The 25,249-nt window shown below is 50.8% G+C and carries 21 protein-coding genes and 1 tRNA gene; 17 read left to right on the forward strand and 5 right to left on the reverse strand.

Translation table 11 applies throughout. The annotated features are described in order from the left end of the window. Positions 1-20 precede the first annotated feature (20 nt). The 5 genes from BSZ31_RS00585 to BSZ31_RS00605 all read left to right on the forward strand — a co-directional run bounded on the left by BSZ31_RS00585 (position 21) and on the right by BSZ31_RS00605 (position 4,831). The gene (locus tag BSZ31_RS00585) at positions 21-1,136 is read left to right on the forward strand and encodes a YeeE/YedE family protein (RefSeq protein WP_105027078.1); all 1,116 of its coding nucleotides are present in this window, start codon (positions 21-23) and stop codon (positions 1,134-1,136) included. 67 nt (positions 1,137-1,203) lie between these two features. After that, positions 1,204-1,280: transfer RNA gene (locus tag BSZ31_RS00590), tRNA-Met, on the forward strand. Between the two features lie 306 nt (positions 1,281-1,586). Next, positions 1,587-3,875: a galactose oxidase-like domain-containing protein gene (locus BSZ31_RS00595; RefSeq protein ID WP_105027079.1), complete on the forward strand. Its 2,289-nt coding sequence runs from the start codon at positions 1,587-1,589 to the stop codon at positions 3,873-3,875. Continuing rightward, complete coding sequence (locus BSZ31_RS00600) at positions 3,862-4,476, forward strand: hypothetical protein (protein ID WP_105027080.1); 615 nt, start codon at positions 3,862-3,864, stop codon at positions 4,474-4,476. Before BSZ31_RS00595 ends, BSZ31_RS00600 begins: the two co-directional genes overlap by 14 nt. A 115-nt stretch (positions 4,477-4,591) precedes the next feature. After that, positions 4,592-4,831: a hypothetical protein gene (locus tag BSZ31_RS00605; RefSeq protein ID WP_105027081.1), complete on the forward strand. Its 240-nt coding sequence runs from the start codon at positions 4,592-4,594 to the stop codon at positions 4,829-4,831. On the opposite strand, the gene BSZ31_RS00610 is transcribed toward BSZ31_RS00605, so the two are convergent. Genes BSZ31_RS00610 through fabR form a run of 3 tightly spaced genes read right to left on the reverse strand, consistent with a single transcriptional unit; the run spans position 4,828 to position 8,520 of the window. Beyond that, on the reverse strand, positions 4,828-6,396 hold the full coding sequence (locus BSZ31_RS00610) for a glycosyltransferase family 39 protein (RefSeq protein ID WP_168426791.1): 1,569 nt from the start codon (positions 6,394-6,396) through the stop codon (positions 4,828-4,830). The genes BSZ31_RS00605 and BSZ31_RS00610 overlap by 4 nt on opposite strands. A 13-nt stretch (positions 6,397-6,409) precedes the next feature. Next, positions 6,410-7,822, reverse strand: a complete 1,413-nt coding sequence (locus BSZ31_RS00615) for a UbiA family prenyltransferase (RefSeq protein ID WP_105027083.1) — start codon at positions 7,820-7,822, stop codon at positions 6,410-6,412. Further along, a complete protein-coding gene (gene fabR, locus BSZ31_RS00620; RefSeq protein WP_105027084.1) occupies positions 7,819-8,520 on the reverse strand; it encodes an HTH-type transcriptional repressor FabR in 702 nt (233 codons plus the stop codon). Before fabR ends, BSZ31_RS00615 begins: the two co-directional genes overlap by 4 nt. A gap of 317 nt (positions 8,521-8,837) precedes the next feature. On the opposite strand from fabR, the gene BSZ31_RS00625 reads away from it, so the two are divergent. The 7 genes from BSZ31_RS00625 to BSZ31_RS00655 all read left to right on the forward strand — a co-directional run bounded on the left by BSZ31_RS00625 (position 8,838) and on the right by BSZ31_RS00655 (position 17,605). Next, complete coding sequence (locus tag BSZ31_RS00625) at positions 8,838-9,452, forward strand: response regulator transcription factor (protein WP_168426792.1); 615 nt, start codon at positions 8,838-8,840, stop codon at positions 9,450-9,452. Positions 9,453-9,537: 85 nt separating this feature from the next. Then, the gene (locus BSZ31_RS00630) at positions 9,538-10,989 is read left to right on the forward strand and encodes a site-specific integrase (RefSeq protein WP_146106539.1); all 1,452 of its coding nucleotides are present in this window, start codon (positions 9,538-9,540) and stop codon (positions 10,987-10,989) included. A 15-nt stretch (positions 10,990-11,004) separates the two neighbouring features. Further along, entirely contained in the window at positions 11,005-12,852 is a 1,848-nt protein-coding gene (locus BSZ31_RS00635; protein ID WP_105027087.1) for a site-specific integrase, read from the forward strand. Beyond that, positions 12,849-13,373: a hypothetical protein gene (locus BSZ31_RS00640; protein ID WP_105027088.1), complete on the forward strand. Its 525-nt coding sequence runs from the start codon at positions 12,849-12,851 to the stop codon at positions 13,371-13,373. Before BSZ31_RS00635 ends, BSZ31_RS00640 begins: the two co-directional genes overlap by 4 nt. A gap of 16 nt (positions 13,374-13,389) precedes the next feature. After that, entirely contained in the window at positions 13,390-14,865 is a 1,476-nt protein-coding gene (locus tag BSZ31_RS00645) for a hypothetical protein (RefSeq protein WP_105027089.1), read from the forward strand. After that, a complete protein-coding gene (locus BSZ31_RS00650) occupies positions 14,862-15,347 on the forward strand; it encodes a hypothetical protein (RefSeq protein ID WP_105027090.1) in 486 nt (161 codons plus the stop codon). Before BSZ31_RS00645 ends, BSZ31_RS00650 begins: the two co-directional genes overlap by 4 nt. A 449-nt stretch (positions 15,348-15,796) precedes the next feature. Then, a complete protein-coding gene (locus tag BSZ31_RS00655) occupies positions 15,797-17,605 on the forward strand; it encodes a sensor histidine kinase KdpD (RefSeq protein ID WP_105027091.1) in 1,809 nt (602 codons plus the stop codon). A 19-nt stretch (positions 17,606-17,624) separates the two neighbouring features. Here the strand turns inward: BSZ31_RS00655 and BSZ31_RS00660 are convergent, their stop codons facing one another. Next, positions 17,625-18,743: an anhydro-N-acetylmuramic acid kinase gene (locus BSZ31_RS00660; RefSeq protein ID WP_105027092.1), complete on the reverse strand. Its 1,119-nt coding sequence runs from the start codon at positions 18,741-18,743 to the stop codon at positions 17,625-17,627. A 3-nt stretch (positions 18,744-18,746) separates the two neighbouring features. Further along, positions 18,747-19,946: a peptidoglycan DD-metalloendopeptidase family protein gene (locus BSZ31_RS00665; protein WP_168426793.1), complete on the reverse strand. Its 1,200-nt coding sequence runs from the start codon at positions 19,944-19,946 to the stop codon at positions 18,747-18,749. A 317-nt stretch (positions 19,947-20,263) separates the two neighbouring features. On the opposite strand from BSZ31_RS00665, the gene tyrS reads away from it, so the two are divergent. Genes tyrS through ribD form a run of 5 tightly spaced genes read left to right on the forward strand, consistent with a single transcriptional unit; the run spans position 20,264 to position 25,245 of the window. Next, on the forward strand, positions 20,264-21,535 hold the full coding sequence (tyrS, locus tag BSZ31_RS00670) for a tyrosine--tRNA ligase (protein WP_105029689.1): 1,272 nt from the start codon (positions 20,264-20,266) through the stop codon (positions 21,533-21,535). Further along, positions 21,532-22,257 carry a histidine phosphatase family protein gene (locus BSZ31_RS00675; protein ID WP_105027094.1) on the forward strand — a complete coding sequence of 242 codons (726 nt, stop codon included), beginning with the start codon at positions 21,532-21,534 and terminating at the stop codon, positions 22,255-22,257. The genes tyrS and BSZ31_RS00675 overlap by 4 nt, the downstream gene beginning before the upstream one ends. Positions 22,258-22,310: 53 nt before the next feature. After that, positions 22,311-23,555, forward strand: a complete 1,245-nt coding sequence (glyA, locus tag BSZ31_RS00680; RefSeq protein WP_105027095.1) for a serine hydroxymethyltransferase — start codon at positions 22,311-22,313, stop codon at positions 23,553-23,555. Between the two features lie 18 nt (positions 23,556-23,573). Further along, complete coding sequence (nrdR, locus tag BSZ31_RS00685) at positions 23,574-24,086, forward strand: transcriptional regulator NrdR (protein ID WP_105027096.1); 513 nt, start codon at positions 23,574-23,576, stop codon at positions 24,084-24,086. Positions 24,087-24,111: 25 nt separating this feature from the next. Further along, positions 24,112-25,245 carry a bifunctional diaminohydroxyphosphoribosylaminopyrimidine deaminase/5-amino-6-(5-phosphoribosylamino)uracil reductase RibD gene (gene ribD / locus BSZ31_RS00690; RefSeq protein WP_105027097.1) on the forward strand — a complete coding sequence of 378 codons (1,134 nt, stop codon included), beginning with the start codon at positions 24,112-24,114 and terminating at the stop codon, positions 25,243-25,245. Positions 25,246-25,249: the final 4 nt, after the last annotated feature.

Consider the following 25,249-nt stretch of genomic DNA (forward strand, 5'->3'; position numbering starts at 1 on the left):
CAACACAAAGGTGCCGGTTCATGGAAGAAATCAACCTTAGCAGCATTCAAAGCATCGTGCTTTGGGCCACTTTTGCCGTGGGCCTTGCCTTCGGTGCGATTTCCCATCGCACCCACTTTTGCACCATGGGTGCAATTGCCGACGTTGTAAACTTTGGTGACTGGAATCGCATGCGGATGTGGCTACTGGCGATCGCCGTTGCAACACTTGGCCTTCAGGGATTAAGCATCACGGGTCACGCTAATCTCAACGACACGATTTTTTTGAACAGCCAATGGTCTTGGCTGTCAGGTATTGTCGGTGGCCTGCTGTTTGGCGCGGGCATGGTATTGGCGTCGGGTTGCGGCAGCAAAACATTGATCCGCCTGGGTGCCGGAAATTTAAAAGCCTTGATGGTTTTCGTGATCATGGGAATCACTGCGTACATGACCCTCAAAGGCGTCTTCGGCGTGTTTCGCGCCAACTACCTTGATCCGGTTCGCTTTGAGTTTAGCAGCAGCCCCTATTTGCCCGAGCTATTGGCCAATCTGTTCAGCCAAGAGCCAGCTGGTTTGATACCCATTCTGGCTATCGCTCTGCCTGTGATCCTGCTGATCATGGCATTGGGTAGCAAATCAGCCTGGAACAAAGAAGTAATTGTTGGCGGTGCTGGCGTGGGTCTCACTATCGTGGCTGCCTGGTGGGTCGTATTTCAGGTGGCTTACATTCCAGAACACCCAGACACGCTGGAAGCAGCCTATTTGGGCACATATGCCAACCGGGCTGAAGGCTTCAGCTTCGTGGCACCTTATGCCTACACACTTGAATGGTTGATGTTTTTTTCGGACGTTACACGGGTGCTCACAGTGGGCGTTGTGGCCTGCTTTGGCGTCATTCTGGGAGCCACTGCCAACGCCTTGATGGAGAAATCATTTCGCTGGGAAACATTCCAGGGTGTCGAAGACACTGCCAACCACACTGTGGGTGCCGTGATGATGGGTGTGGGCGGTGTACTCGCCTTGGGCTGCACCGTGGGCCAAGGACTAAGCGGCGTAAGCACCCTGTCATTGGCCTCATTCGTGGCCTTGGGCAGCATTGTAGTTGGCGCCCTGGGAGCCTTGAAATATCAAATGTGGCGCGTGGAGCGCATGGTTTAACTTTCATGACAAAGAAGTGAAGAAGCTCTTCTTTTTTTAAGAAAGCTCAGTTATACTCTCGGTCTTCGGCGAATTAGCTCAGCCGGTTAGAGCGACGGAATCATAATCCGCAGGTCCGGGGTTCGAATCCCTGATTCGCCACCAAACAAAAAACCCCTCAGTGAAAGCTGAGGGGTTTTTCTTTTCTGCCCAACTGTTGACTTTGCTCACAAATCCTTCTCAAACAGCATCCAAACATCGCCTTCTTATACGTTGCATTACTAACTTTAATTAGTATAACAACGATTGTTCAAAACCATAATCACGGTTATTATTTTTAGAAAGATGCATCTAAAAATGCACTTCAACAGTAACAACTGTTAACAAAGGCAAGAGAGAACAGTCGCAGTACCTAAACAGCTGCAACCGTCCTTTCTTCTACAAAAACAGCTTGCTAGGAGGAGATGACACGTGTTCAAGCTGAATAAACTATCTGCAGTAATCGCCATTGGATTGGGAACTGCATTACCCGTACAAGCCGGTCTGCTCGACGATCTGATCGGTGCCAAATTCAACCCGGTCAGCACCAACAAAGGCGTAGCACCTGAGGGTCAGAAAGGCTCCTTCAGCAAGCCATTTGCGGAGCCTTTTGTCTACGAACGCTCCGTAGCTGACGATAACAATCCGGATTTACAAGGCATTCGAACAGACAACAAATGCGAAGGCATTGGCGCGAATGGCAAGCTACGCTGCAAACCTGCAGCGGGTACCATCTCCATGCTACCCAATGGCGACTTCCTGTATTTCAACGCGCTTGAAGGCACAGAGGATTTTGAGTTCAGCATTTTGGTGGACTTCGGTCAAAAAGCGATTAACGACCAAACCCGCATGATGCGAATCCCAGAAGGGGCAAATGCGGCCAGCTTGTGGACACGCCCGACAGACGTGGATTCCGGTGCCAATCCGGATGGCTATGAAATCACCGAATTGATCCCGGGTCTCACCAACAAAGAAACCAATAGCGCTGACGGAGCGCTGTTCTGTGCCGACGTGGCCATGCTGGCTGATGGCCGCATTATGGCTGTCGGCGGAACGGCCTATTACAGCGAACCCGGCAGCAACTTGATTGGTTATGGTTTGACCGAACTGGAAGGCCTGAAAAACAGCCGCGCCTACAACGCCAACACCAACACCTGGAGCCAACTGGCAGACATGAACTTCGGCCGCTGGTACCCAGCGCTGATCACCCTGCCCGACAGCAAAATGTTTGTTGCCAGTGGCGTAACGAAGCTGTTGAAGCCCATCTACCCACAGGCCCCAGAACAAAGCGGTCGCAATGTCCCACAAACCGAAACTTATGATCCGGTGACCAACAAGTGGACGGTCAATGCGCAAACAGCGCAGCGCTCCTTGCCACTTTATCCTCGCCTACACCTGCTGCCCAACGGCCATGTGTATTACAACGCTGGTGGCCAGGCCTTCAACCCGTTTGGTCAGTCTTACGACCAGCCATTGTGGAATATTGCAGCCACTTACAACCCAGCCAACCAAACCTGGTCTGATCTGGCCTACGCTGGCTTCCCGCTGAAGTTCAGCGATGCTGGTCTGGAGTCACTCACCCAAATCCTGAATCCATTGACTGCCCCCAACGCAGCCATGAGCGCACTCACCAAAACCTTGATGAGCGCGCCCATGAAGAGCCCTCAAGCGCTACAAAAACTCTTGAGCACAGTGACCACGGGAAACCCTGAGCAAACCTTGCAGAAAGTGGTTGGTGCAGGCATGCGCGGTTCAACATTCTCAATCATGATGCCGTTGCGCCCCAACGCTCAAGGCCAGTACAAAGAGGCCAGCTTCCTGACTGCTGGCGGTGTACTCCCACTGGTCGGCTTGACCTCGCCAGGTGGATATGTAGCGGTAGCCTCCTCACGTATTGACACCGTGAAAACAGAAGGTGACAACATTGTTGATTACCAAAGTGAAGTTACTGGTTCTCTGAACGAGACTCGCTGGTATGGTTCCGGTGTGTTGATGCCCGATGATTCTGTGATGGTGTTCAGTGGTGGTGACCGCGATGGCGTTGCTGCACCCGGCGTGGAGTTCCCACGTAAAACCGCAGAACGCTTTGATCCGGTTACCAAGAAGTGGACTCAAATGGCAGTGGCCAACAACCCCCGCACTTATCACAACACTGCATTGCTGATGCAAGACGGTCGCGTGCTGATCGGTGGCCACGCGCCCATTTCCACCCTGTACCTGAAGAACATCAATTTGGCTGCATTTGGTTTTTCACCCAACGATGGTCGTGATCCCTCATTCGAGATTTACTCACCACCTTATGTGAACAATCCAAACCGCCCCAACTTGATCGGTTTTGCAGGTGGCAACGCCACACCAGCTGGCGACGGTAAAACAATGATGCGTGAATTCCGCAAAGGTCAACAAGTCACACTGCAAATGGCACCCGGTACGGACATGAGCAAGATCGACTCAGTCACCTTGGTACGCCACACAGTGACAACTCACTTGACCGATGCAGATCAGCGCACTGTTGTTATTCCTAAAACCCAGCTGTCTGTAACAGGTCAAAGTGTGCGCTTTACCATTCCAGATCAGGCCGCTGTGGTTCCACAAGGTGCTTACATGACCTTTGTGCGCACCAAGCAGGCGGATGGTTCACTGTTGCCGTCCAAAGCTGTCAGCTTCATGTTGAAGCATGGCAATGGACAAGGAGTGATGACTGCCAATGCCCGTCGTTAAATCGAATTGGGTGAAGAAAACGCTGGGCGCATGCCTGGCGTTTTCTTTTTCTACCCTGCTAATTTCAAGCCCCTTTGTCAGCACCACAGTTTTAGCACACGCCGAACACGGTTCGGAGGGTGGAATTCCCACTGTAAGTGCGAAAGCCAAATTGCCCAAAGGCCTTTCGTTGCAAGTGGTTAAAACAAATGCCTATCAATTTGCATTGGCCACCGATGGTCAACAGCGTGTTGAAATACTGGGCGAGGACAAACGCGCTTTTTTGCGATTTGACCGTGACAAACTGTATGCCGATTTAAACGCAACTGGTTGGCACCGTTCCCGACAACCCGGTGGTGGCCCAATCCCCGAACGCCTTAAAGACAACCCAAAGTTAAAACCGAATTGGGTTCTGCTCGACAAGCAGCCTGGCTATGGTTGGTACGATCCCCGCTTGATCAAGGAAGACCTTGCCCACTTTAATCTGGCCATGGTCGCCAACGGCAAACCCATCAGCGTTCGAATTGAACGCATTGAGGCCGAGCCTATGACAGGTTACTGGCGCCCGTTGTTGGTCAATGAACCCGAATTCACTGGCCTGAATGCATGGTGCCTGGGCTGAGTGGCAACAATTTAATGCTCAGCCGCATGGGCACAGCGAAAAGTGAATTTCAGGTGCTGGATGATCAGGTGCACCATTCCTCGAGCTTCGAGAAGACGGAGTCTGGCTAAACAGCATGCATGACTGGGCCAGTTCAGTGGAACTGTTTCATAGTCCTGGCACTGAACAAGCGCCCTGGGTGAAAGTGTCAGAAACCGGAACTGTGACTTACGCAGACCCGCGACTGAACAAAAAACCTGTGAAAACATCAGAAACCGGCAGTTGGGTAATTCCGGTGAAGCAGAAGGAAGGCGAGCAACAAAATTTGCTGAAAGGCGAACTGAAGTGGCAAACCATTGTTGAACAAGTCAACTAGTTTTTTGCCGCCTGGGGCTCCAGGCGGCATTCTTCCTCAAATCCATACTTGCGTGCAAACGGGCAATCAAGCACAGGCAATGTCGATGGAATTTGGTAGTACTTTTCCACAGCTTCGCGCAATACCACATCCCTGAACCGTTGGTAATTGAAGTTGCTACCATCCACAATCGTGAAAGGCACACCCTCGATCGTTTGCGTTGTTACTGAAACGTTGCTTAGGTAATCCTGGTAAAGCGCTGGGTCAATTGGCTTGGCTTTGGCCACAATCCGAATGGGTTTGCCATCCATTTCCCGCCAGTCCACAAAGGTGTCATCATTGCGCGCGTGGTATTTGCCAGGGCCAAAAACAGGCACCACTTTGCCGTAGTGATAAGTCATCAGGGCCGCAGGCGAATAGGCAATGGTGGTCAATACACCATTGGCTGGCATACCATTGCCAAGTTCAGCAAGAATGGCTGGCATATTCCGGTGAAACAACACGTCTTCCTGAAAGTCTTTTTTCGGCCAAACCGACACATCGGCGTGCATCAACAAGCCAAACAACACCAGGTGAGGAATCGACAACACAGCATTAAAACCAATGTAACGCCTCATCCAAACACCTTGTGTACACAGTGCCAAAAGCACAAAAGCAATGGGCAGAAAACCCAACACCCAATGCAAGCCCACTGTTTTTTCAAGGGAGATGAGCAGAAATAGAGCCAGTGGCACCAGCAAGGCAAAGGCCAGCGCACTTTGGCGCAACCAAACCCGGCTACCCTTGAGTAAACTCCAAAGTGCCCAAGGTGTTATCAGATAAATCATCATGCCCAGGTAGGTCAACACCGTACCCGACCCCAACTGTGCATCCTCGTGCCGATTCACCAGATTAAACATGATGTTATTCCAGCAATTGTGCAGGTTGTAGCCAATGTTCACACTGGCAAATGGCAACACGCCCGCCAACAACAAGAACAGGTATTTGAAACGCTGCGGCTGAAACAACAAATGAAATCCAAAGGCAAAACCCAATAGAACAGCGAAGTATTTGGACAAAAAGGCAAGGCCAAGAAAGCACCCGGCGAGAAACATTGCCGAACCCGATTCAGCACGAATCGCCTTCACATAGGTGAATATGGCCAGGCCCATGAAAAAGATCAAAGGCGTATCGGTGGTTACAAATACGGCAAACCAGGACACTGGCATAGACAAATAAACGGCACCAGCCAACCAGGCTCGGGGCTCCTGCTCGCGCGGCAACAACTCACGGGCCAACAGCACCACACCCCAGGCGATTACAGTGGTCAACAACAAGGTCAGGCTGCGAATCACAACAGGTTCATTGCCCACATGGCTTAGCGCCCACAACCACCAACCCACCATGGGCGGGTGATCGTAGTAGCCCCAATTCAGGTCAGTCGACCACAAATGGAAAAAAGCCTCGTCGCCAGTCATGGGGAAAAACCACGCCAGCCAAAGTTTGATTACGGCGGTCAGCAATACTGTCCAGCCAAACACGCTTTTGGCAGTTTTTAGCGTCAACTCGGGCCCTTGGGGCCGGGACAAAGAGAAATGACTCGACATGGTGTTGGATATCTCAGGAAGCCAGGTACACAAGCAAACCCACTGAGGCCAAAAAGCCCCAACTGATGCGATCGTGAATGGCGAAATGCACCGGATCATCGATCATTTCCTTGCGAGAAGTCATGATCCAGATTCTCATCAACCAGTACAAAAACAGGGGACAAATACCCCACAAAAATTCGGGTGTTGCATACAGCGTCGAACCATTTTGACTGTCCACATACAAAGCCAATACCAATACAGCCACAAAACCGCTTGAGATACCCATAGACACCAGGTAACTCAAATCGCTCATTCGGTAACCGCGTCCCTGCGGCTGAGTGCCCTCAAGTTGCAAGAACTCCAGTTCGGCACAACGTTTGACCAAAGCCAAACTTAGAAACACAAAGAGTGAAATGGCCAATAGCCAGCTGGAAAGCTCAATGCCGGTGCCCACGCCGCCTGCAATCACGCGAACCGTGTAAAGCATGGCCAACAGCAACACATCAACGAAGGCCGTGCGCTTGAATACAAAGGTGTACAGCAGTGTAACCACGGTATACACCAACAGCACCAGCGTAAATTGCCAGCCCACTGCAAGCCAGGCCACTGCAAAGCCGGCTATGCCCAAACACTTCATGAACAAGAAAGCCTTGCCAATGCTGAGCGCACCGCTGGCCATGGGGCGATGGCGCTTGCGCGGATGTTGCCTATCCGCATTCAGGTCCATTAGGTCGTTCCAGATGTAAGTAGAGGACGCCAAAAAGCCAAACGCCAAGAAACCCCACATCATCTTGCCCCAAAGGGCGAAATCGGTTTCATGCGCGGCAATCAAAGGTAGAAACAGCAAACCGTTTTTGGCCCACTGCTGCGGGCGCATGGCTTTAAGCCACACCTTGATGCCGGTGCTGCGCGTATCAAGCCGGCTCAGTTCAATACCAGCCGCCATCGCCTTGCGGCGGGTACCTGAAGAAGTATTCACGCCAAATGCCAGTGCAGCCTTTTTCCAGATTGGAATATCGACTGGGGCATCACCAAAATACACAAAGGGTTGCCCATGGCTGTCTGCCTCAATGGCTGCCAGTTTTTGCTGGCCCTTCAAATTACTGTGCTCGCTGGCGATTACACGAGCAAATAGGCCCAAGCGTGCGGCTATCTTGAGCACATCACGACGCGTCGAAGCACTGGCCAACACCAATTCATGGCCAGCCGCCTTCAATTGATTCAGTCGCTCGAGTACCAAAGGATCAATTGGCAGCTGATCCAATACAGGATCTATTCGCCTGGCTACCTCGGTTTTAAAAACCCAGGCACCCCGAATGGCCCACAACAACATGGGAAAGACGTAGAAAATGTTTTGCTTTAGCAGCAACAGGCAACTTTCGAGCAGCACATCCGATGGGCTCAACGTGCCGTCCAAATCAACGTAAACAATCGGCTTGGTCATTTTGGTTTGGACAAACCACTAAGCAGTGACTGCGTGGGCTCTTCTTCCCAATGCGCCGCACCAAGAAACACCATCACAATTTGCTTCACAAAATTGTCGAGCATTTCTTTTTCAATTTGCGGTTGATCTGGCCTGACGTCCAGAAAATCAGTGGCCGAATTCATCATCAACGTAACCACCAGACTGCAAATCAAAGTCAGCGTGTGTGTGGACAAGCCGGGGAAAATATTCAACAGGCGCAGGTCGCTGGCCATTTCGTTGGTGAAGTGTGCAATTTCATTGCGTATGGCATTGCGCAGGGACTGCGAGCCGCCAGACCTTTCCGAGCTGATAAAACGCCACTCCAGGTGATGTTGCTTCAGGTAAGTCACAAACACACTCACCGAGTGCCGAATCATGTCCTCACCGGGCAGGCTGGCCTGGCGAGCCTCTCGCAACAATCGCCGCAAAGTGATTCCACCATCCTCGACAAGCGCCAGCCCAAGTTCATCGGTGGTTTTGAAGTGCCGATAAAACGCAGTTGGCACCACGCCGGCTTCTCGGGTAATTTCCCGAATACCCAAAGCGGTGAAACTGCTCCCATTACCCACCAGGTTAAGCGCAGCCTGCATCAAATTCTGGCGTGTCTGTTCTTTGCGTCGCACCCTGGCCTGTGTTTCGTCTACCGGCTTGGTCGCAGCGCTTAATCTTGTTCTCATGGTTTTTGCTCGAGCCTAGTCTGGATTAGTCAACTTCCTGACCTACCCCGTTATTGTAATGAAAAGCAGCCTGTTCACAGCTTAACAGTCTGCAAGCCAGTGAAATAGGACCCGAACACGATGAAAAGAACTGACAGAACCAAGTAACTTGCAAAATTATTACTGTAATTACGGGTTTTGCGTATTGACTGCACGGACCCGAGACGATTAACTCCCCCTAAAGAGGGTTGGAAAAAGGTGTTAATCCAATAAAGATGTTCATATGCTCACATCTGGTGACACCTTTTAAACTAGCTTTTCCTCGGGAGGAGACATTCATGCCATCAAACCAAATCCTGGTTATTGAGGATCACCCACTTTTCGCAACAGGCATCAAAGACCTGGTTGAATTCGTGGCGACCAACGCAGACATACTCTGCGCGGCCAGCATTGCACACGCCAAAGAGTTATTCAGTAAAAACTCACCTGCGCTGGTCATCACTGATCTGCGTTTGCCAGATTGCCAGGGTCAAGATGTGATCGACACGCTGGCCTTAATGAGTGCCAACCTGCCCACCTTGATCATGAGTGGCGATGACACGCTTCTTCATTCTGTAGTGCCCAACCAGTATGCCCCTTCCTGGACTTTGTCAAAGTCCGAAGGGTTTGAGCAAACTTCGGCAGTATTACTGGAAGCGCTCACCCGCGCAGGTGTTCAGGTTCAGTGGCGTCCCAATGCGCTATCAAACCGCCAAACCAACGGCGAGCACATCACTGGGCGACTGGGCCAAAATAACGGCATTCAGTTAACCCACAAGCAACAACAAGTGATGCACTTCTTGGCCTCGGGCCTTTCCAATAAGGAAATCGCCCGTAAGCTTGATTTGTCACCTGAAACGATAAAAACACATTTGCGCGAAATTTTCACACGTACCGATGAATTATTTTTTTGAAGCGATACGCTGAAATAATTAATTTGACAAATTAATTCAGTTTTACTGTATACTTATACAGCAGTAACTTTACTGAATTTACTTTGTGAAAAACCTTCCTTTTCTTCGCACTATTCCCCAGTTTGTCCCACAGCGCTTTTGCATCGACGCCGTGGGTCAATTGCAGTCCAAACCTCTTTCAATCAAAGGGTTCTACCCAGACTTCCCCTTTCTCTATCTTTCCTCGGGTAAGCCCTGGAGCCTTGGTAACTCATACTTGGTGAAGTATGCAGAAGACAAAGTGGGAGTGTCTGCTTACAACTCAGAGACCATCTATTCCAACGCTCGAAGCTTGTTGGACTACGCAGCTTTCCTAGAAGAAGAGTCGCTTGACCCGCTGGAGATGCCTGTGGATAAGTTCGACAGGCCAACCTACCTTTATCGTGCAGACCTGATTCGACGTTGCAAAAATGGAGAAATTAAGGCTTCAACAGCACAGAAGCGAATGAGTTGCGTCATCAACTTTTACAGAGGGTTGAGCAACTGGGATTTGATAGACGATGTGATGTTTGAACGGACACACACGGCAAGAACTGCATTCATACAAATCACCAACAATGAAGGTTTTGCAAAGCAACTTGCATTAACAACCACGGATTTGGCTGTGCCTATCGCACCTAAAGTGGCTAGACCAGGGCAGGTAAATGATGGTGGATTGCTTACTCCTTTAACACCGAAGGAGCAGGAAATTTTATGGCAAGAAGTAGTCAAACTTGACCGTTGCTACCAACTGATGTTTAGGGTTGCAACCGAAACGGGAGCACGTTTACAAACAGTCTGCACACTGAGATGGTCGTCGTTGTTGGATGCACAAAGTGTTCACGGCACGTATTACATTGAAATCGGAAAGAATAGTTTGGTGGACTCAAAGTTTGAGAAGTCCTATGAATTGCAGATGTCTTCAGAGCTAAGGCAAGACCTTCTGACCTACATTGAATCGCCGTTGGCCAAAGAAAGAAGGCAGAGGTCGTTTTACGGTGACACCGAGAACAACTATGTGTTTCTAAGTTCCCACGGAGCACCGTTTCTGACCAGTCGCCAAGAGAAATTAGACCGTATGGGTGAAAACGATTACCCCATCACACTTGACGACAAGTTCAAGTCTTCGAATTTGGACGACAAACCTGCCAAAACCAAGAAGGGAAACACTTTGCAGGTGGTAGTTCTTAATTTGAAAAAGGCTATTCGGAAGGAGCATCCGAACTTTCCTGATTTCAGTTTCCATGACCTGAGAGCCACTTTTGCGGTCAATCTGCTCAACCTTGAGCTTGACTTCATGGTGCAAGAAAACGCAAGACTGAAGGCTGGCGGCGCTCAGGAAGCCATCACCATCACTGATTGCTTGCAGGTTGTTTGCAAGGCACTAGGGCACTCCAGTTTGGCTACCACGGAGCAATATTTGCAGTTCCGCAGAAGCCCAGTGACGGCTGCCTTCAAAGACCAACTTTTACACAAGTACAGCCTTAGCATGTTGGCTCCAAAGGGTGTAGGCATTTAATCCTAGGAGTAAAAAATGAACGCACCCGAAAAACACATCACCGAAGTGCCTTGGCCAAACCCCATTGAAGTCACTATCGAGTTCGAACGAAAGCACGTCCTCCACCCCGAACGAGCGCTCATTGATTGTGGAATTGATGGAGCTGGCAAGCACTTTAAAACCCCACTGGGCGTGGTGTGCTTCGGGCAACGAAGAAAGGGAGCTGTGGGTAACAGACACACATGGTCGGTAAATCCTGAGACCTTGATTCCAAAGCGACGTGCGGTGGTATCCAGGCTCATTGACTTTCTCTGCGAGAAATATTTCGAAGCATCAGCAAAGACTAAGTTGAATTCGGTCAACTACTTCAGATGTGTCTTTGACTGGATAGACAAGGTTTATCTCTCCAGTGGCAAGCATCTCCTTGATTTCGAGAACACCGAAAGTCTCAAAGCAATGTACTGCGCGTACACCTTGCACCTCAAACATACAGTGATGCAGAGCCAAACTGGCAAACCCAACCCATCCTCAAAGGGCATGAGTAACAATGGGGCAAGAGCCTACCAATACTCTGCCCGACAGCTCATCATGGCTTGCACGGGCCTAGATGAGGAGACTGTTAAAAGTTGGGCAGAACATATCGGCGAAAAGAATAGTGCCTACGCTGTCAAAAAGGCTCAAGACAACGAAGCCATTGAGCGGTTTCACGACCACTTGGTTGAAGTGATTGATGCTCATCATCAAATTTACGTTCAGAAAAATAAGGCAGTCATTGATAGCGAACAATGGGGCTGGCTGATAGGTACACGGACAGATTTCAACAAGAGTGGTTACAAAAGTGTAACGGTGGAAAGTCAATACAGAGCCTTTGCTCTGATTGGGTTTTACCTCATGGTGTTGTCAACGGGCCAAAATGAATCTGTGCTGCTGGGCTTGAAAGCCAATGAACTCGAAATCAACCGCTTGAACAAAACCACCTATCGGGTGGGCAAAAAGGGTCGGGCCAAAGGCAAGGAAATCATTGTGGAAATGGGCTCTGAGCACAAACCCATCTTTGAAAAGTACCTTGCAGTTCGAAAGATAATTGCCCCGCCAAACAACCCCTTCCTCTTTCCTGATTGCCAACCCGAGTCGAATAAAGCTGTTAATTCCACGAAGCCTCTGTCAAAGCTGTGGATTCAAGCTCTGGGCGGCAAAGTCTTTAAGGCCCGAGCCTTGCGTCGCTTCTACGCTCGAAAGATGGGCAAGGTCGCCCAGCAAATGGGAGTCCACGCGGGCGATGTCAACGGAATCATTTCAATGATGCTGCAAAATGAGCCACAAACCGCCACGCAGTATTCGGTTGAAACCTTGGAACAAATGGCTGAGCCCTTGTCGAACTTTTTGGGTCAACTGCACGATGCTTGTATTGAGAAAAGCAGGACTGAACATACGATTAAAGTTCACATGAAGGAACATCGAGAAGCAGACCGTACCACTGCCTCTGGTGCATGCGAAAGCGAGAGCGGATTGTCTGCTGAGTTGGCCGAAGGATTCACCGAACTTGTCACCCAACCTGTGTGTGGACAATGGGAGTCGTGTCTTTTTTGCAAGCACTACGGTGCCCATGCCGATGAAATCGATTTAAAGAAGCTCTTAAGCCTGAAGGCTGTCATTGAAACCTTGCACATTGGCATGGACGAGGGGGACTTCGCTCATCGCTTTGCAGCCCTTTTACACCGCATCGAAGAGGTCATCAAAGCCATGCTTCATAAGAACCCGTCATTGACCAGCAGGGTCGAAGCCATCAAAGCAGCATGTGCGGTTGGAGACCTTGATGAATTCTGGGCAGTCTACATGCGAACCTTAAAACTCAATGGATACCAAGCAGGAGGTGCGCTGTGAGTGCTTTTAACGAACTGATAGGGACCCCTGCCTTTGACTTGGGTGAAGCGGCAATACCGCCTGCATACTCAGAACCAAAGCAAGAGCCTGAAGACATCATTGTGGGCTACAAACCTAAAATTGATGGGGCACTCGAACCTGTTTACTTCTCAGAGAATTTCTGGGATTTAAATTTGTACAAACCTTTAACTGCAAGACAAAACTATTACTTCAACTTCGAGTCGTTTGAAAACCCACAGCGACAAGAAATAAAAGAGTTGTGTCATCTCTGGCTGAACCGACACGCAACCTCGGCGAGTTCTATTTCAAAGTGCCAGCCATCGAATTTTAAGCCTTTCTACGATTTCGCTCGAAACCACGGCATTTCCATCAAAGAAGCGTTAAGTGATGAAAAGTGGATTGCCGATTTAGTCCACAGTGCAGTCACCTTAACCCCAGCGACCCTTCAAAATTTAAAATGGAAAATCAAACTCATTCGACGCTTTCGACTTCAAGGCATCATCGATTGGGGCCCCTTCTGAAAAGCTAATCAATGCGTTGAATAGCACCAACATTGCTTATGAGGTTGGCAACCAAACCTCGGTCATTCCTTCACGGATTTACTGCAACCTGATAACTGGGCTTTCAGACTTACTCAATGAGTTTGTGGAGCAAGACATCGCCAATAAACTTATTGCGCTTTATGAAAAGATTGATGCTCTGCCCTATGCGGGAGGTCGTAAAGAGAAGTTGGTTATTCTGAGCACAACCAAGGGCGGATATCGCAAATTAAAAAATACTCATACAGTTGAATCGCTACTTGAAGACGTTGGGCTTACCGAATGGCTAAGGAAGTACAGCCATAAACCAAACCTCAAAGAACTCGATAAATTGGTGATGGTGGTTCAATTAGCCACAAGGCTTTGGATTCATTGCTTCACGGGTATGCGCGACATGGAAGTGCGTTCACTTCCTTATGTGTGCCTTGGGAAAATTGAATCCAAAGGCAAGCAAATCACCGTAATCAGAGGGCTTACCAGTAAGCTAACTCGGATGGGTGCAATTAATACAATGTGGGTGACCAATGACATAGTTCAGGTGGCAGTGGATGTCGCGCAAACCATCGGTCGCTACTTTGCGGCATACCACGGGGTACAAATTGAAGAAGGGCTGATGTCCTTATTTCCACAAAAGGGTTCACCAGGCAAAATTCTCTCGACCGTTGACTTCAAGGTCAACACAAGCCCTTTTGATAAGGTGCTTGTACGCCTTCTGAATATCATTCCTAACATCACGATTGAAGAGTCTGACCTTAAAGAGCTTGAGCGATTCCAGTCATTTACCCCGGAATTCAGAAAGAAGTTCAAAGTGGGTTCAACCTGGCCATTACATACCCACCAACTCAGGCGTTCTCTTGCCGTTTACACAGCGCGGTCTAACAAGGTAGCAATTGGCGCAATGACTGCTCAGTTCAAGCACCTTGGCCTTGTGATGCAGGAGTATTACCGACGAGGCTCTGTCTGGGCTGTAGACCTACTGGCAAGCCCAGTTCAAAACGAATACATCTCAGGTATTCGAGGACTGGTGGAACTCGTAGAGATAAACGAAAGACTCAAGCAATTTGATGACTTTGAAGAGAGAGTCCTTAATCAGACTGGACCCCTTGCAGGTGGCGCAGGCAGTGTATTCAAACGTATTAAGCGAGAGGGCGGGTCAATTATTTTGGAGGAAGACCGTGAATACACCAAACAGGCATTTGTGGATGGTCGCACTGCCTTCAAAGAATCTCCGATTGGTTGGTGTACCAAGCGAGAGGCTTGCGACAAAATCAAAATCACCAATGACACCCAGTGCATCGGGTGCGAAAACTCAGTGTTTACGCCCAAAGACGAGAGGAAACTACTGAACCACATTGAGTACCTAAAGACTGCCAAATCAGGCTACAGCACGGGCTCAATGTTTGAGAAACACTATGCCCTGCAAATAGACAAAACTGAGAAGACCTTAGCAAAAATTCGAGGAGTGAATCAATGAGCGAGCAAGCAGAAATCAAAGGTCAATTCTTCGTTGAAGCAGCCCAACGGCTGGAAAAGCAAGGCAAGAAGCTCACCATTAACTCCGTGTGTGTTGAAGCAGGAAAGACGGCAGGCTCATTTCGGGAAGACCGCTTCCCTGAAGCCTTTGCACAAGTCACTTATCTCATTGAGAAGCAGGGTAAACACAAAGTTGCTCTATCAAACCTGAAGGAAGAAAAGGAGAAGGTTGTTAGCGCAAAGCAGGAGCTTGAAACCCTGCTGACCAACGTGCAGAGCGAGAATCTGTCTCTGCAAGCTCACATCCTTACTCTGCTGTCTAATGAAAGGTACTCAAAGTCCAAGCTTCAAGAGGTTGAGGAATCCCGAGACCGATACAAGAGCGAAGCTGAAAAGCTACGCCAAGAAGTTGTGCGCTTGAAATCACAACTGGACAGATGGGTGCCTCAAGGCGCAGTCGTCAAACTCTTTGATGACGCTTGAATTCATCACCTCCATGATTACTTTAAAAGTGCCCGTGGCTTATCCACGTTGCAGCGCATAGCCCCGAGCCGAAGGCGAGGTATAAGGCGGCCATGCGCGTCTCGAACAAGCCTGCTGTCGCTTGCCCCGAACCTGAGAGGGGCGAGGCGGTTAATCCCGCCGAGCGACAGGCTTGTGACGCTGTATCGCCTCAATTTCTCTGACAAGAAAATGTCTATCATTGTCAATCTTTGCCCGATTCTTTGACATTCTTGCAGTTCCCCGTAAGCCTTGTATTCATGCGGGTTTAGCTAAATGTCAAAGTTTGTTGGTCAAGGGTATGATCACATGAATGTGAAAAATAGAACCCAGGCCGTCAGTCTTTATCGCAAAATTCCGCGACTCAATGCCTCAGCCTTGGTGTAGAAACCAAAAAGCCGACAAAAGCCGGCCATTGCTATAACTATAAAATGACAGACAGTTCACTATCAGGGCTCGCCGTATTGCTGGGTATTGCCTTATACCCGTTCTTTGCAAACCACCTTCCCAATCAGCGGCAAAATGCTGCCGCTGTCATTGGCGTGGTACTGCTTGGGTTCGTGATACTGGGGCACGACACAAACCAAGTACTTCAACACGGCACGCCAGTTCATGCTGCTCTGCAGGCGGGATCATTTCTGTTTTTTGGAAGCGCTTTTCTGGGGCGAAAAAGAGGTGCTGTGGCCGCTGAACGTTCTGCGCTGGTCCCGTTTTCGATTGGCTGCATTACAGCAATCGCCGACATGTTTACAACGTCTGGTTTGGTGTATCCCGCGTTTATCGGCGTTCAGGCCATTTGCCTGTTGGCAATCACCAAAACCTACAGCAACTTGCCCAAGGTTACCTTGATCAAAGCTGTGTATTTCAGTTTGCTGTACTGTATCATTAACGGCCTGTTTCATGCCTCCACATCAACTGAACTCGCATTGCTAATCGATTTCAGCATGGTCAAGATTCTGTTCTATGTCTTGCTCGGTACCTGCGTTTTTCACATGGTGTTTCAGGACTTTTCACGAACCCGCACGAAAAAAGGCTTGGACAGGCAAACAAAAATTGACCAAGACATCATGAAGTTCGCTTTTCGGGGGCGTCGGGTATTAAAAGACTTTCGACATGATTTGCGCCAACCTTTGAGCACCTTGGGCATACTGGCCAGCGTGGGCAAAGCCATTTCAAAAGACCCGGAAGTCACAGCCAGATACCAACACATTCAAACGGCTCAAAAAGCATTAAAAAACATGCTGGAAGACTTCTTTGATCAATTGGGCAATGCAATCAAATACCCGCAGGACGACAACGCCGCCCCAATGACGCCGATTGCAATTCACGACATACTTGGCCCATTGATTGAAGAATACAGAATGCTGGCCGACGTGAAGGAACTTCAGATTCGTTATGTGCCCAGCGAAATTAATGTAATGAGCAACAAGGACGCCCTGGCCAAGATCATTCGCAACGGACTGGACAATGCCATCAAGTACACCAACAAAGGGGGCGTAGTGGTGGGTCTACGCAGGCGAAAAGGGCGGGTGTGTATCCAAATCGTAGATACTGGCTCGGGTGTTGAGAACAATAAAGTTGCTGCGCACAACAAAGGTTGGGGTCACGGTTCCAACATAGTCCGGGATTTGAGCGAACAAATACTCGCCAAAACCGAATGCCGAAATCGATACTACAACGGCAAATTGGCAGGCTCTGTCTTCGAAGTCATATTGCCGGAAGAAGCCGAAATTAGTCACCGCAACAAGCGACCAGCATATAACCCTCAAACTGCATTCGAAGCGCAAGTGATGGCCATGAACCACGACCATCTGCTGGAAATTCAGCGCCGACTTCCAATTCAGGGATTTGACAAAGTCGAGTTCAGCCTGAACGGCGCATATCGCGCTTACCTCACCGCTTTACGCAAAGGCATGTCACCTGTTTACATTCTTTATACTGGCGACCCAGCCCAAAAAACGCACGCAATTGAGCAATTGAAACTGTTGGGTTCTCTGCTTGATTTCGAACCCTGCTGCATTTTGATCTACAACGCAAGCCTGGAAAACAACCCGCAAGTCGAATTTGGTCGTGAAATGATTCGAATTCCCTTGATTCCTGGCCAAGCCGAGATCGGCCTCGGTGTGATTTCTGAATTATTTCCAGCCCGGGAAAAGGCCTCGGCCCTGTTCAATGTGCCGACCGAAAGTTCTCAAAACGAAGGCAAAACCTTGGGCAGCAAATCGTTACTGACCCACTAAACTGAGAAAACGAGTGGGGCTACCGAGCGCAGTGCAAGGCCCCCAGAATGGCAGACCGACTTGCACCAGTCACCGATGGGCAATTACCAGGCGCAGCCTGCACATACTGCGCACCAAGCCAGGCAAAAGCAGCAGCCTCGACTGCCTGCGCAGGCAAACCCAGGTTTTCAATTGGCAAGAAATCCGCTGGTGCGCATTCGCAGCGCAACTGGTGAATGAAGGTGCTGTTTTTTGCACCGCCGCCGCACACGTACACCTGCTCAACCAACACGGGCAAACACGACTTCACTGCCCTTACTGCCAAGGCCAGCAGGGTTGCCATGATGTCTTCAGAAGAAAGATCGGTGGCGTCTGCAAGGCAAGTCTCAAACCATTGCGCGCTGAAATCATCACGGCCTGTGCTCTTGGGCCAAGGTTGGTGAAAGAAAGGATGCGTCCAAAAACGCTCCAGCAAGGCATAGTCCGGGCTGCCCATGGCAGCAATTTCACCGTCACTGTCCATCGGCAAGCTGAAAGCGCGCTGAGCCCAAAGGTCCATTAAACAGTTGGCTGGTCCGCAGTCCCCACCGGTCAACGCTTGCCCTTGGCCATTCAATACAGTCAGGTTTGAAAAACCACCCAGATTCACCACGGCGGTTTGGTCATAAATGCCCTTGCCGTTTAACCACGCAAGGTGAAAAGCCGGAACGAGCGGGGCTCCCTGGCCACCTAGTGCAACATCTTTGGAACGCAAGTCATTCACCACATCAATCCCGGTTCTACAGGCCAGCAAGGCCCCGTCCAGCATTTGATAGGTGTACCCAAGATCGGGCCTGTGCCGGAGGGTTTGACCATGTGCACCCAACACGCGCACGTCACCAGGCTCTAGTCCCAGAAAGGACAACAGCTCATTGACTGTGCCCGCATACAGCTCGGTGAGATCTTTACGGGCTTGCAAGAAAATCGCGATTGGATCGGAACTGAAAGGAAAACGAGGCGGGATTTCTTGCAGCAGCAGGAGTGTTTCCCTCAAAGCCGGCGGAAACTCGGCGCTAAGCACGCCGAGGAACCGCATGTCCTGAGTTTTGGAATCAATTTGAACCGCAGCTACATCGACACCATCCGTGCTGGTGCCAGACATGGCGCCCAAGGCGATCATGGCTTACTGGGCACGCGCCAAACGTTGGGCAGTGGCCAGCTCCATGCGGCGGTCAAGCGCCAGCTGCACCCGCTTGAATTCACTGAATGCATTGCGATCCAGTGGTTCAGCCTGAGCCACAGTGATGCTCAGGGGGTTTTTGGGAACCCGGTTGACCCGGAATTCATAATGCAGGTGTGGTCCGGTTGCCCAGCCAGTAGCACCCACATACCCGATCACATCGCCCTGCTCTACTTTTTGGCCAACCTTAACGCCTTTGCCAAAACGTGAAAGGTGAGCGTAAGCCGTGCTATAACCGCTGTGATGCTGGATTTCTACAAAATTGCCATACCCGTTTTGCCAGCCCGAAAACTTCACGGTGCCACTGGCTGTAGCCATGATTGGAGTACCGGTGGGCGCCGCGTAATCGACTCCGTTGTGAGCTTTCCAGCGTTGCTGAATGGGGTGAAAACGACGCGGAGTAAAACCGGAGGAAATGCGGGAGAATGCGAGCGGCGAACGCAAGAAAGACTTTTTCAGACTGCGACCTTCCTCGTTGTAATAACCAGCATTGCGATTACCACTGGGTGCGAACCAATACGCTTTGTACGGCTTGTTGTTATTCACAAACTCTACTGCCAACACCCGGCCAGAGCGCGCAGAACGCCCCTCAAGTGTCAGGTCTTCATAAACCACCTTGAACTCGTCACCTTTTTGCAGTTCACGGTGAAAATCAATGTCTGAACCAAAAATTTCAGTCAGTTGAATGGCCACTGAATCAGGCATTCCGGCCTTGTCAGCAGCTGCAAACAGAGACGACTCAATCCGCCCTGAGCGAAACACAATCTGCTTTTCAAAGTTGACAGATTCCAGCTTCGCGACAAATTGACCATTGCGTTTTTGAATCAGGATCGACTCTTGACTGTCCTCATCAATGCCGCTTTTGTAACGGAGCCACTGTAAATCGCCATCCGCAGTTTGTTGAACTGTCAATACACGGCCGGCTCTCAGATTCACCAAATTACGTGCTGTTTTGTCCTGTCCCAGAAATGTAGCCAAACCTGCGGTGTTGACACCCATTCTCTCCAACAGGCCCACCAAGGTGTCACCCCGTCGAATCCGTTCCTCTGCAACCAGAGGGTCAAAGGTGTACACACCCTGATCAGCCAGATTGAGTTCAACCGCCTCAACCACCACATCAGAATTGATCAGAGCGGAATCCACAGGGGAATTTTGAACAGAGCCGGCGATTGCAACCACTGCACCAAGAACAGGGAATGAAAAAAACCCTACAATGACCCACTTTCTATGATTGTGAGATTGTGGAAGCGCGGAGTCGGCATATTGCCACCCCGACTGAATAAAGCGCTTGGTAAGAGAAAAGCCCTGTCCCCACGCGGCGATTGCTCGCTCTAATAAATTCTGAAGCATCATGTTTTAGTTTTAAAGGTGTGAAATTTCACGTGCCGATCGCCCACAATCAGCTTTATTTTCAAAAATACAACACTGAAGTTTGCCAGAGTGTAACAAAGGATTGCCAAATGAACCAGTCACCTGATAGAAGGCCCCCCAAAATTACGGAAATTACTGAGAATTTATCTGATTCCGTCCGGCACGCCCTAGAAGTGACCAAGCGTGGCTGCGAAGAACTGTTGATTGAGACCGAATGGATTCAAAAATTAGTTCACAGCGAGAAAACAGGCAAACCCCTGCGCATCAAATTGGGTTTGGACCCCACGGCACCCGACATTCATTTGGGTCACACAGTGGTGCTCAACAAGCTTCGTCAGTTGCAAGATCTGGGCCATCAAGTCATTTTTTTGATTGGTGACTTCACGTCGATGATCGGCGATCCTTCGGGTCGCAACAGCACCCGTCCACCATTGACCAAGGAGCAGGTGCAGGAAAACGCAAAAACCTATCATGAGCAGGCCGTTAAAATTCTGGATCCACAACGCACTGCAATTGAGTTCAACAGCAAATGGCTGATGCCACTGGGTGCAGACGGCATGATCCGCCTGGCCAGCAGCTACACCGTGGCGCGCATGCTTGAAAGGGACGATTTCACCAAACGATATCAATCAGGCACACCCATCGCTGTTCATGAGTTTTTATACCCACTGTTGCAGGGCTACGATTCGGTGGCATTGGAAAGCGATTTGGAGTTGGGTGGTACTGACCAGAAATTCAACCTGCTGATGGGCCGGGAGTTGCAAAAGCAAAACGGCCAGAGTGCGCAGTGCATCTTGACCATGCCACTGTTGGTGGGCACCGATGGTGTCGACAAAATGTCGAAGTCCAAGAACAACTACATCGGCGTGACCGAAACACCTTCCAATATGTTCGGCAAGGTGATGTCCATTTCGGATGAACTGATGTGGAACTGGTATACCCTGCTCAGCTTCAAATCCCTTGCTGAGATTGAAAACCTGAAACAGGCCTGCGCCAAAGGAGAGAACCCGCGCAACGCCAAGGTTGCACTGGCCCAAGAGTTGGTTGCGCGCTTCCACAGCGCTCAGGCCGCAATCGATGCACTGGCTGAATTCGAAGCACGTTTCAAGCAAGGCGCGTTGCCCGAGGACATGCCCGAAGTGAGCCTGAATTTGCCTGAAGGCGATTCAGACGCCGGTTTGGCCTGGATTCTGAAAGCTGCAAACCTCTGCGAAAGCAGCAGCGACGCCAACCGCAACATTCAGCAAGGCGGGGTGAAAATTGACGGGGAGAAGATGTCGGACAAGGCCACACGCCTTGGCAAGGGCAGTTATGTCATTCAAGTAGGCAAACGCCGCTTTGCCAAGGTGCACCTGAATTGAACAGCCAAGCTCTTGATTTTGGTGCAATTGTCAGCAAAAAACCGGCAGGGTCGCGCTTCATCTTGGTGCGCCATGGTGAAACCGACTGGAACAAGGAGAAGCGGTTTCAGGGTCACACCGACATCGCCCTGAATGCGCACGGACTCTTGCAGGCTCAATTGCTTCGCAAATACTTCGTCTCCCTGGAAACGCAGGGAGTGCCGCTTTACGATGAGTGCATCAGCAGCGACCTAATTCGGGCGCGCGCCACGGCAAATACCATTCACGGCGCCAGAACACCCGCCATGCAGTTGAATGCGGGTCTTCGGGAGCGTGATTACGGCCATCTGTCAGGCCTGACAGGCGATGAAATGCAAGCCAAGAGCCCAGAAGAATTCGCGGGCCTTAGAAACCGGGTGCCTGATGCCCCCTTGCAAGGCGGGGAAAGCCTGTTTCAGTTTTACAGCCGCGTGGTGGGAACGTTCGAGCACATTGGCAGCGCCCACGCGGGCAAAACAATCTTGCTGGTGGCCCATGGTGGTGTACTCGATTGTATCTACAGGCACTGCACTGGCGAGCTACTGCAAAAGCAGCGCGAGTGGCAACTGCACAATTGCGCGCTCAATGTGATCGACATTGACCCGCAGGGAAACAAACATGTTGTTTTGTGGGCCTGGCTAGGGCACCTGAACAACGACAAACCCGGCCAAAACATGGACGAAGTCGATGGTCGAATCGCTTGAAATCATTTAGAATGTTGGGCTTGTCTTGAACCCAATCCTTTCCGGAAATCGTTATGTTTGAACGCCAAAAGGGCATCGCCCAAACCGACCCAGAATTGTGGACTGCCATGCAGCAGGAAACCACTCGCCAGGAAGACCACATTGAGTTGATCGCGTCCGAAAACTACGCCAGCCCAGCCGTGATGGAAGCCCAGGGTTCACAACTGACCAACAAATACGCGGAAGGCTATCCAGGCAAGCGCTACTACGGTGGCTGCGAACATGTAGACGTGGTTGAAGACCTGGCCATCGAACGCCTGAAAAAACTGTTTGGCGCTGAAGCCGCCAACGTACAACCCAATTCCGGTTCACAGGCCAACCAAGCCGTGTTCTTTGCCTTGCTGCAACCTGGCGATACCATCATGGGTTTGTCGCTGGCTGAAGGCGGCCACCTTACCCATGGCATGCCACTAAATATGTCGGGCAAGTGGTTCAACGTGGTTTCTTACGGCCTGAACAAGGAAGAAGCCATTGATTACGACCAGGTCGAAGCCCTGGCCCGTGAACATAAGCCAAAAATCATCATCGCCGGTGCATCGGCTTACGCCCTGCGCATCGACTTTGAGCGCTTTGCGAAAATTGCCAAGGAAGTGGGTGCCTACTTCATGGTGGACATGGCCCACTACGCGGGTCTGATTGCTGCTGGCGTGTACCCCAACCCTGTGCCGCACGCTGATGTATGTACATCGACCACACACAAAAGCTTGCGCGGCCCACGTGGCGGCATCATTTTGATGAAAGAAGAGTTGGCCAAGAAAATCAACAGCGCAATTTTCCCTGGCATTCAGGGTGGCCCTCTAATGCACGTCATTGCAGGCAAAGCCGTGGCTTTCCACGAAGCCCTGCAACCCGCATTCAAGGAATACCAGCAACAAGTGGTGTTGAATGCCAAGGCTTTGGCTGAAACCCTGGTTGAGCGTGGCCTGCGTATTGTGTCTGGCCGCACAGAAAGCCACGTGATGCTGGTTGACCTGCGTGCCAAGGGCATTACAGGCAAGGCCGCTGAAGCTGCTTTGGGCAATGCGCACATCACCGTGAACAAGAATGCCATTCCAAACGACCCTGAAAAGCCGTTTGTCACCAGCGGCATTCGCTTGGGCAGCCCAGCCATGACCACGCGTGGTTTCAAGGAAGAGCAGGCCCGCGCGGTAGGTCACCTGATCGCCGACGTACTTGAAAACCCGGAAGACGAGGCCACATTGGCCACCGTTCGCGCCAAGGTCAAGGAATTGACCAGCCAGTTCCCTGTTTACAAGTAAGCAAGGGGCCACGGCGTTATGAAATGCCCCTTTTGTGGCAACGCCGACACCCAGGTAGTCGATTCGCGCACGTCTGAAGAAGGCGACGCGATTCGGCGCCGCCGACAATGTAGCAGTTGCGGCAAACGCTTCACCACCTATGAACGGGCAGAACTGTTTCTGCCTGCCATTGTCAAGAAAGACGGATCACGCGTCGAATTTTCCAGGGATAAACTGCGCGGCAGCTTGATGCTCGCCTTGCGCAAACGCCCTGTCCGGGCGGAAGCCATTGACGAAGCCATTTCAAGTATTGAAGAAAAACTGTTGGTGAGTGCTGCCCGAGAGGTGGACACCAAGTTCTTGGGCGAGTTGGTGATGCAACAACTCAAGCAGCTCGATACTGTGGCCTACATTCGCTTTGCCTCAGTGTACAAAAGCTTTGAGGACCTGCAAAGCTTCTCAGAAGAAATTGCGCATCTGACTGCACCGGCAGAAAACATCACGGGCAGCATCAAGCCAAAATCACGCACAACCGCCAAAAAAGGCGCTTAAAAGTAACTGAGAAGTAACTGAGGCCATGGCCACCCTTTCACCCACCGACGAACACTGGATGCAGCATGCGCTGAACCTGGCCTGGAAGGGCCAGTACAGCACCACGCCCAATCCGCGCGTAGGTTGTGTATTTGTGCGCGATGGGGTTGCAATTGCGGAGGGCTTTCACGCCAAAGCAGGCGAAGGCCATGCTGAAGTGCAGGCGATTGCGCAAGCCAAGGCGCGTGGCGTTTGTTTAAAAGGCAGCACAGCCTATGTCACACTGGAACCCTGCGCCCATCACGGCCGCACAGGCCCCTGTGCACAAGCGCTAGTGGCCACAGGTGTTCAACGGGTGGTGGCTGCGGTTCTTGACCCCAACCCGCTGGTGGCAGGCAAAGGCATGGCCATTTTACAATTGGCCGGCATTGAAACTTCACACGGTGTGCTGGTTGAACAAGCGCGCTGGATTAACCGTGGGTTTTTCAGCCGTATGGAACGCAAACGCCCTTGGGTGCGCTTGAAAGTAGCCAGCAGTGCGGACGGCGTTAGCGCCTTGAATAATGGCGTTAGCCAGTGGATTACTGGCGAAGAAGCACGGCTGCACGGGCACCACTTGCGCGCGCAGGCCTGCGCTGTGCTCAGCGGCATTGGCACGGTGAAAGCCGATAACCCACAACTGAATGTGCGTGGTATTGACACCGAACGCCAACCGCTGAAAGTGATCGTGGACAGCAAGCTGGAAATTTCACCGGAAGCCCGCTTGTTACAAACCGGGCGCGTGCTGATTGCGCACACTGAACCACAAACGCCAGCTTGGCTTCTTACCCACCCAAACGCCGCAAATATTGAGGCGTTGAACGTGGCCCCAGTGGCGGCAGGTTTGCATGCAGGCAAAGTAAAAACGGATTTGCTGCGCCTGTTACAAGAACTGGCACAGCGCGGTATCAATGAATTGCACCTTGAGGCTGGTTTTGGGCTCAATGGTTCGTTTCTGCAAGCCGGTGTGGTGGATGAAATTGTGCAGTACATTGCCCCACGTTTTTTGGGACCAGGCCAGGGCCTGTTCCGCCTGCCCGAACTAGAAATCCTGCCCGCCTATGCAAGCTGGGCTATTCATTCATTTGAGCAAATTGGACAAGACCTGCGAATTACGTGGGTTCAAAATAACCAGGAGTAGTTGC

Source organism: Limnobacter sp. SAORIC-690 (assembly GCF_002954425.1).
Classification (GTDB): Bacteria; Pseudomonadota; Gammaproteobacteria; order Burkholderiales; family Burkholderiaceae_B; genus Limnobacter; species Limnobacter profundi.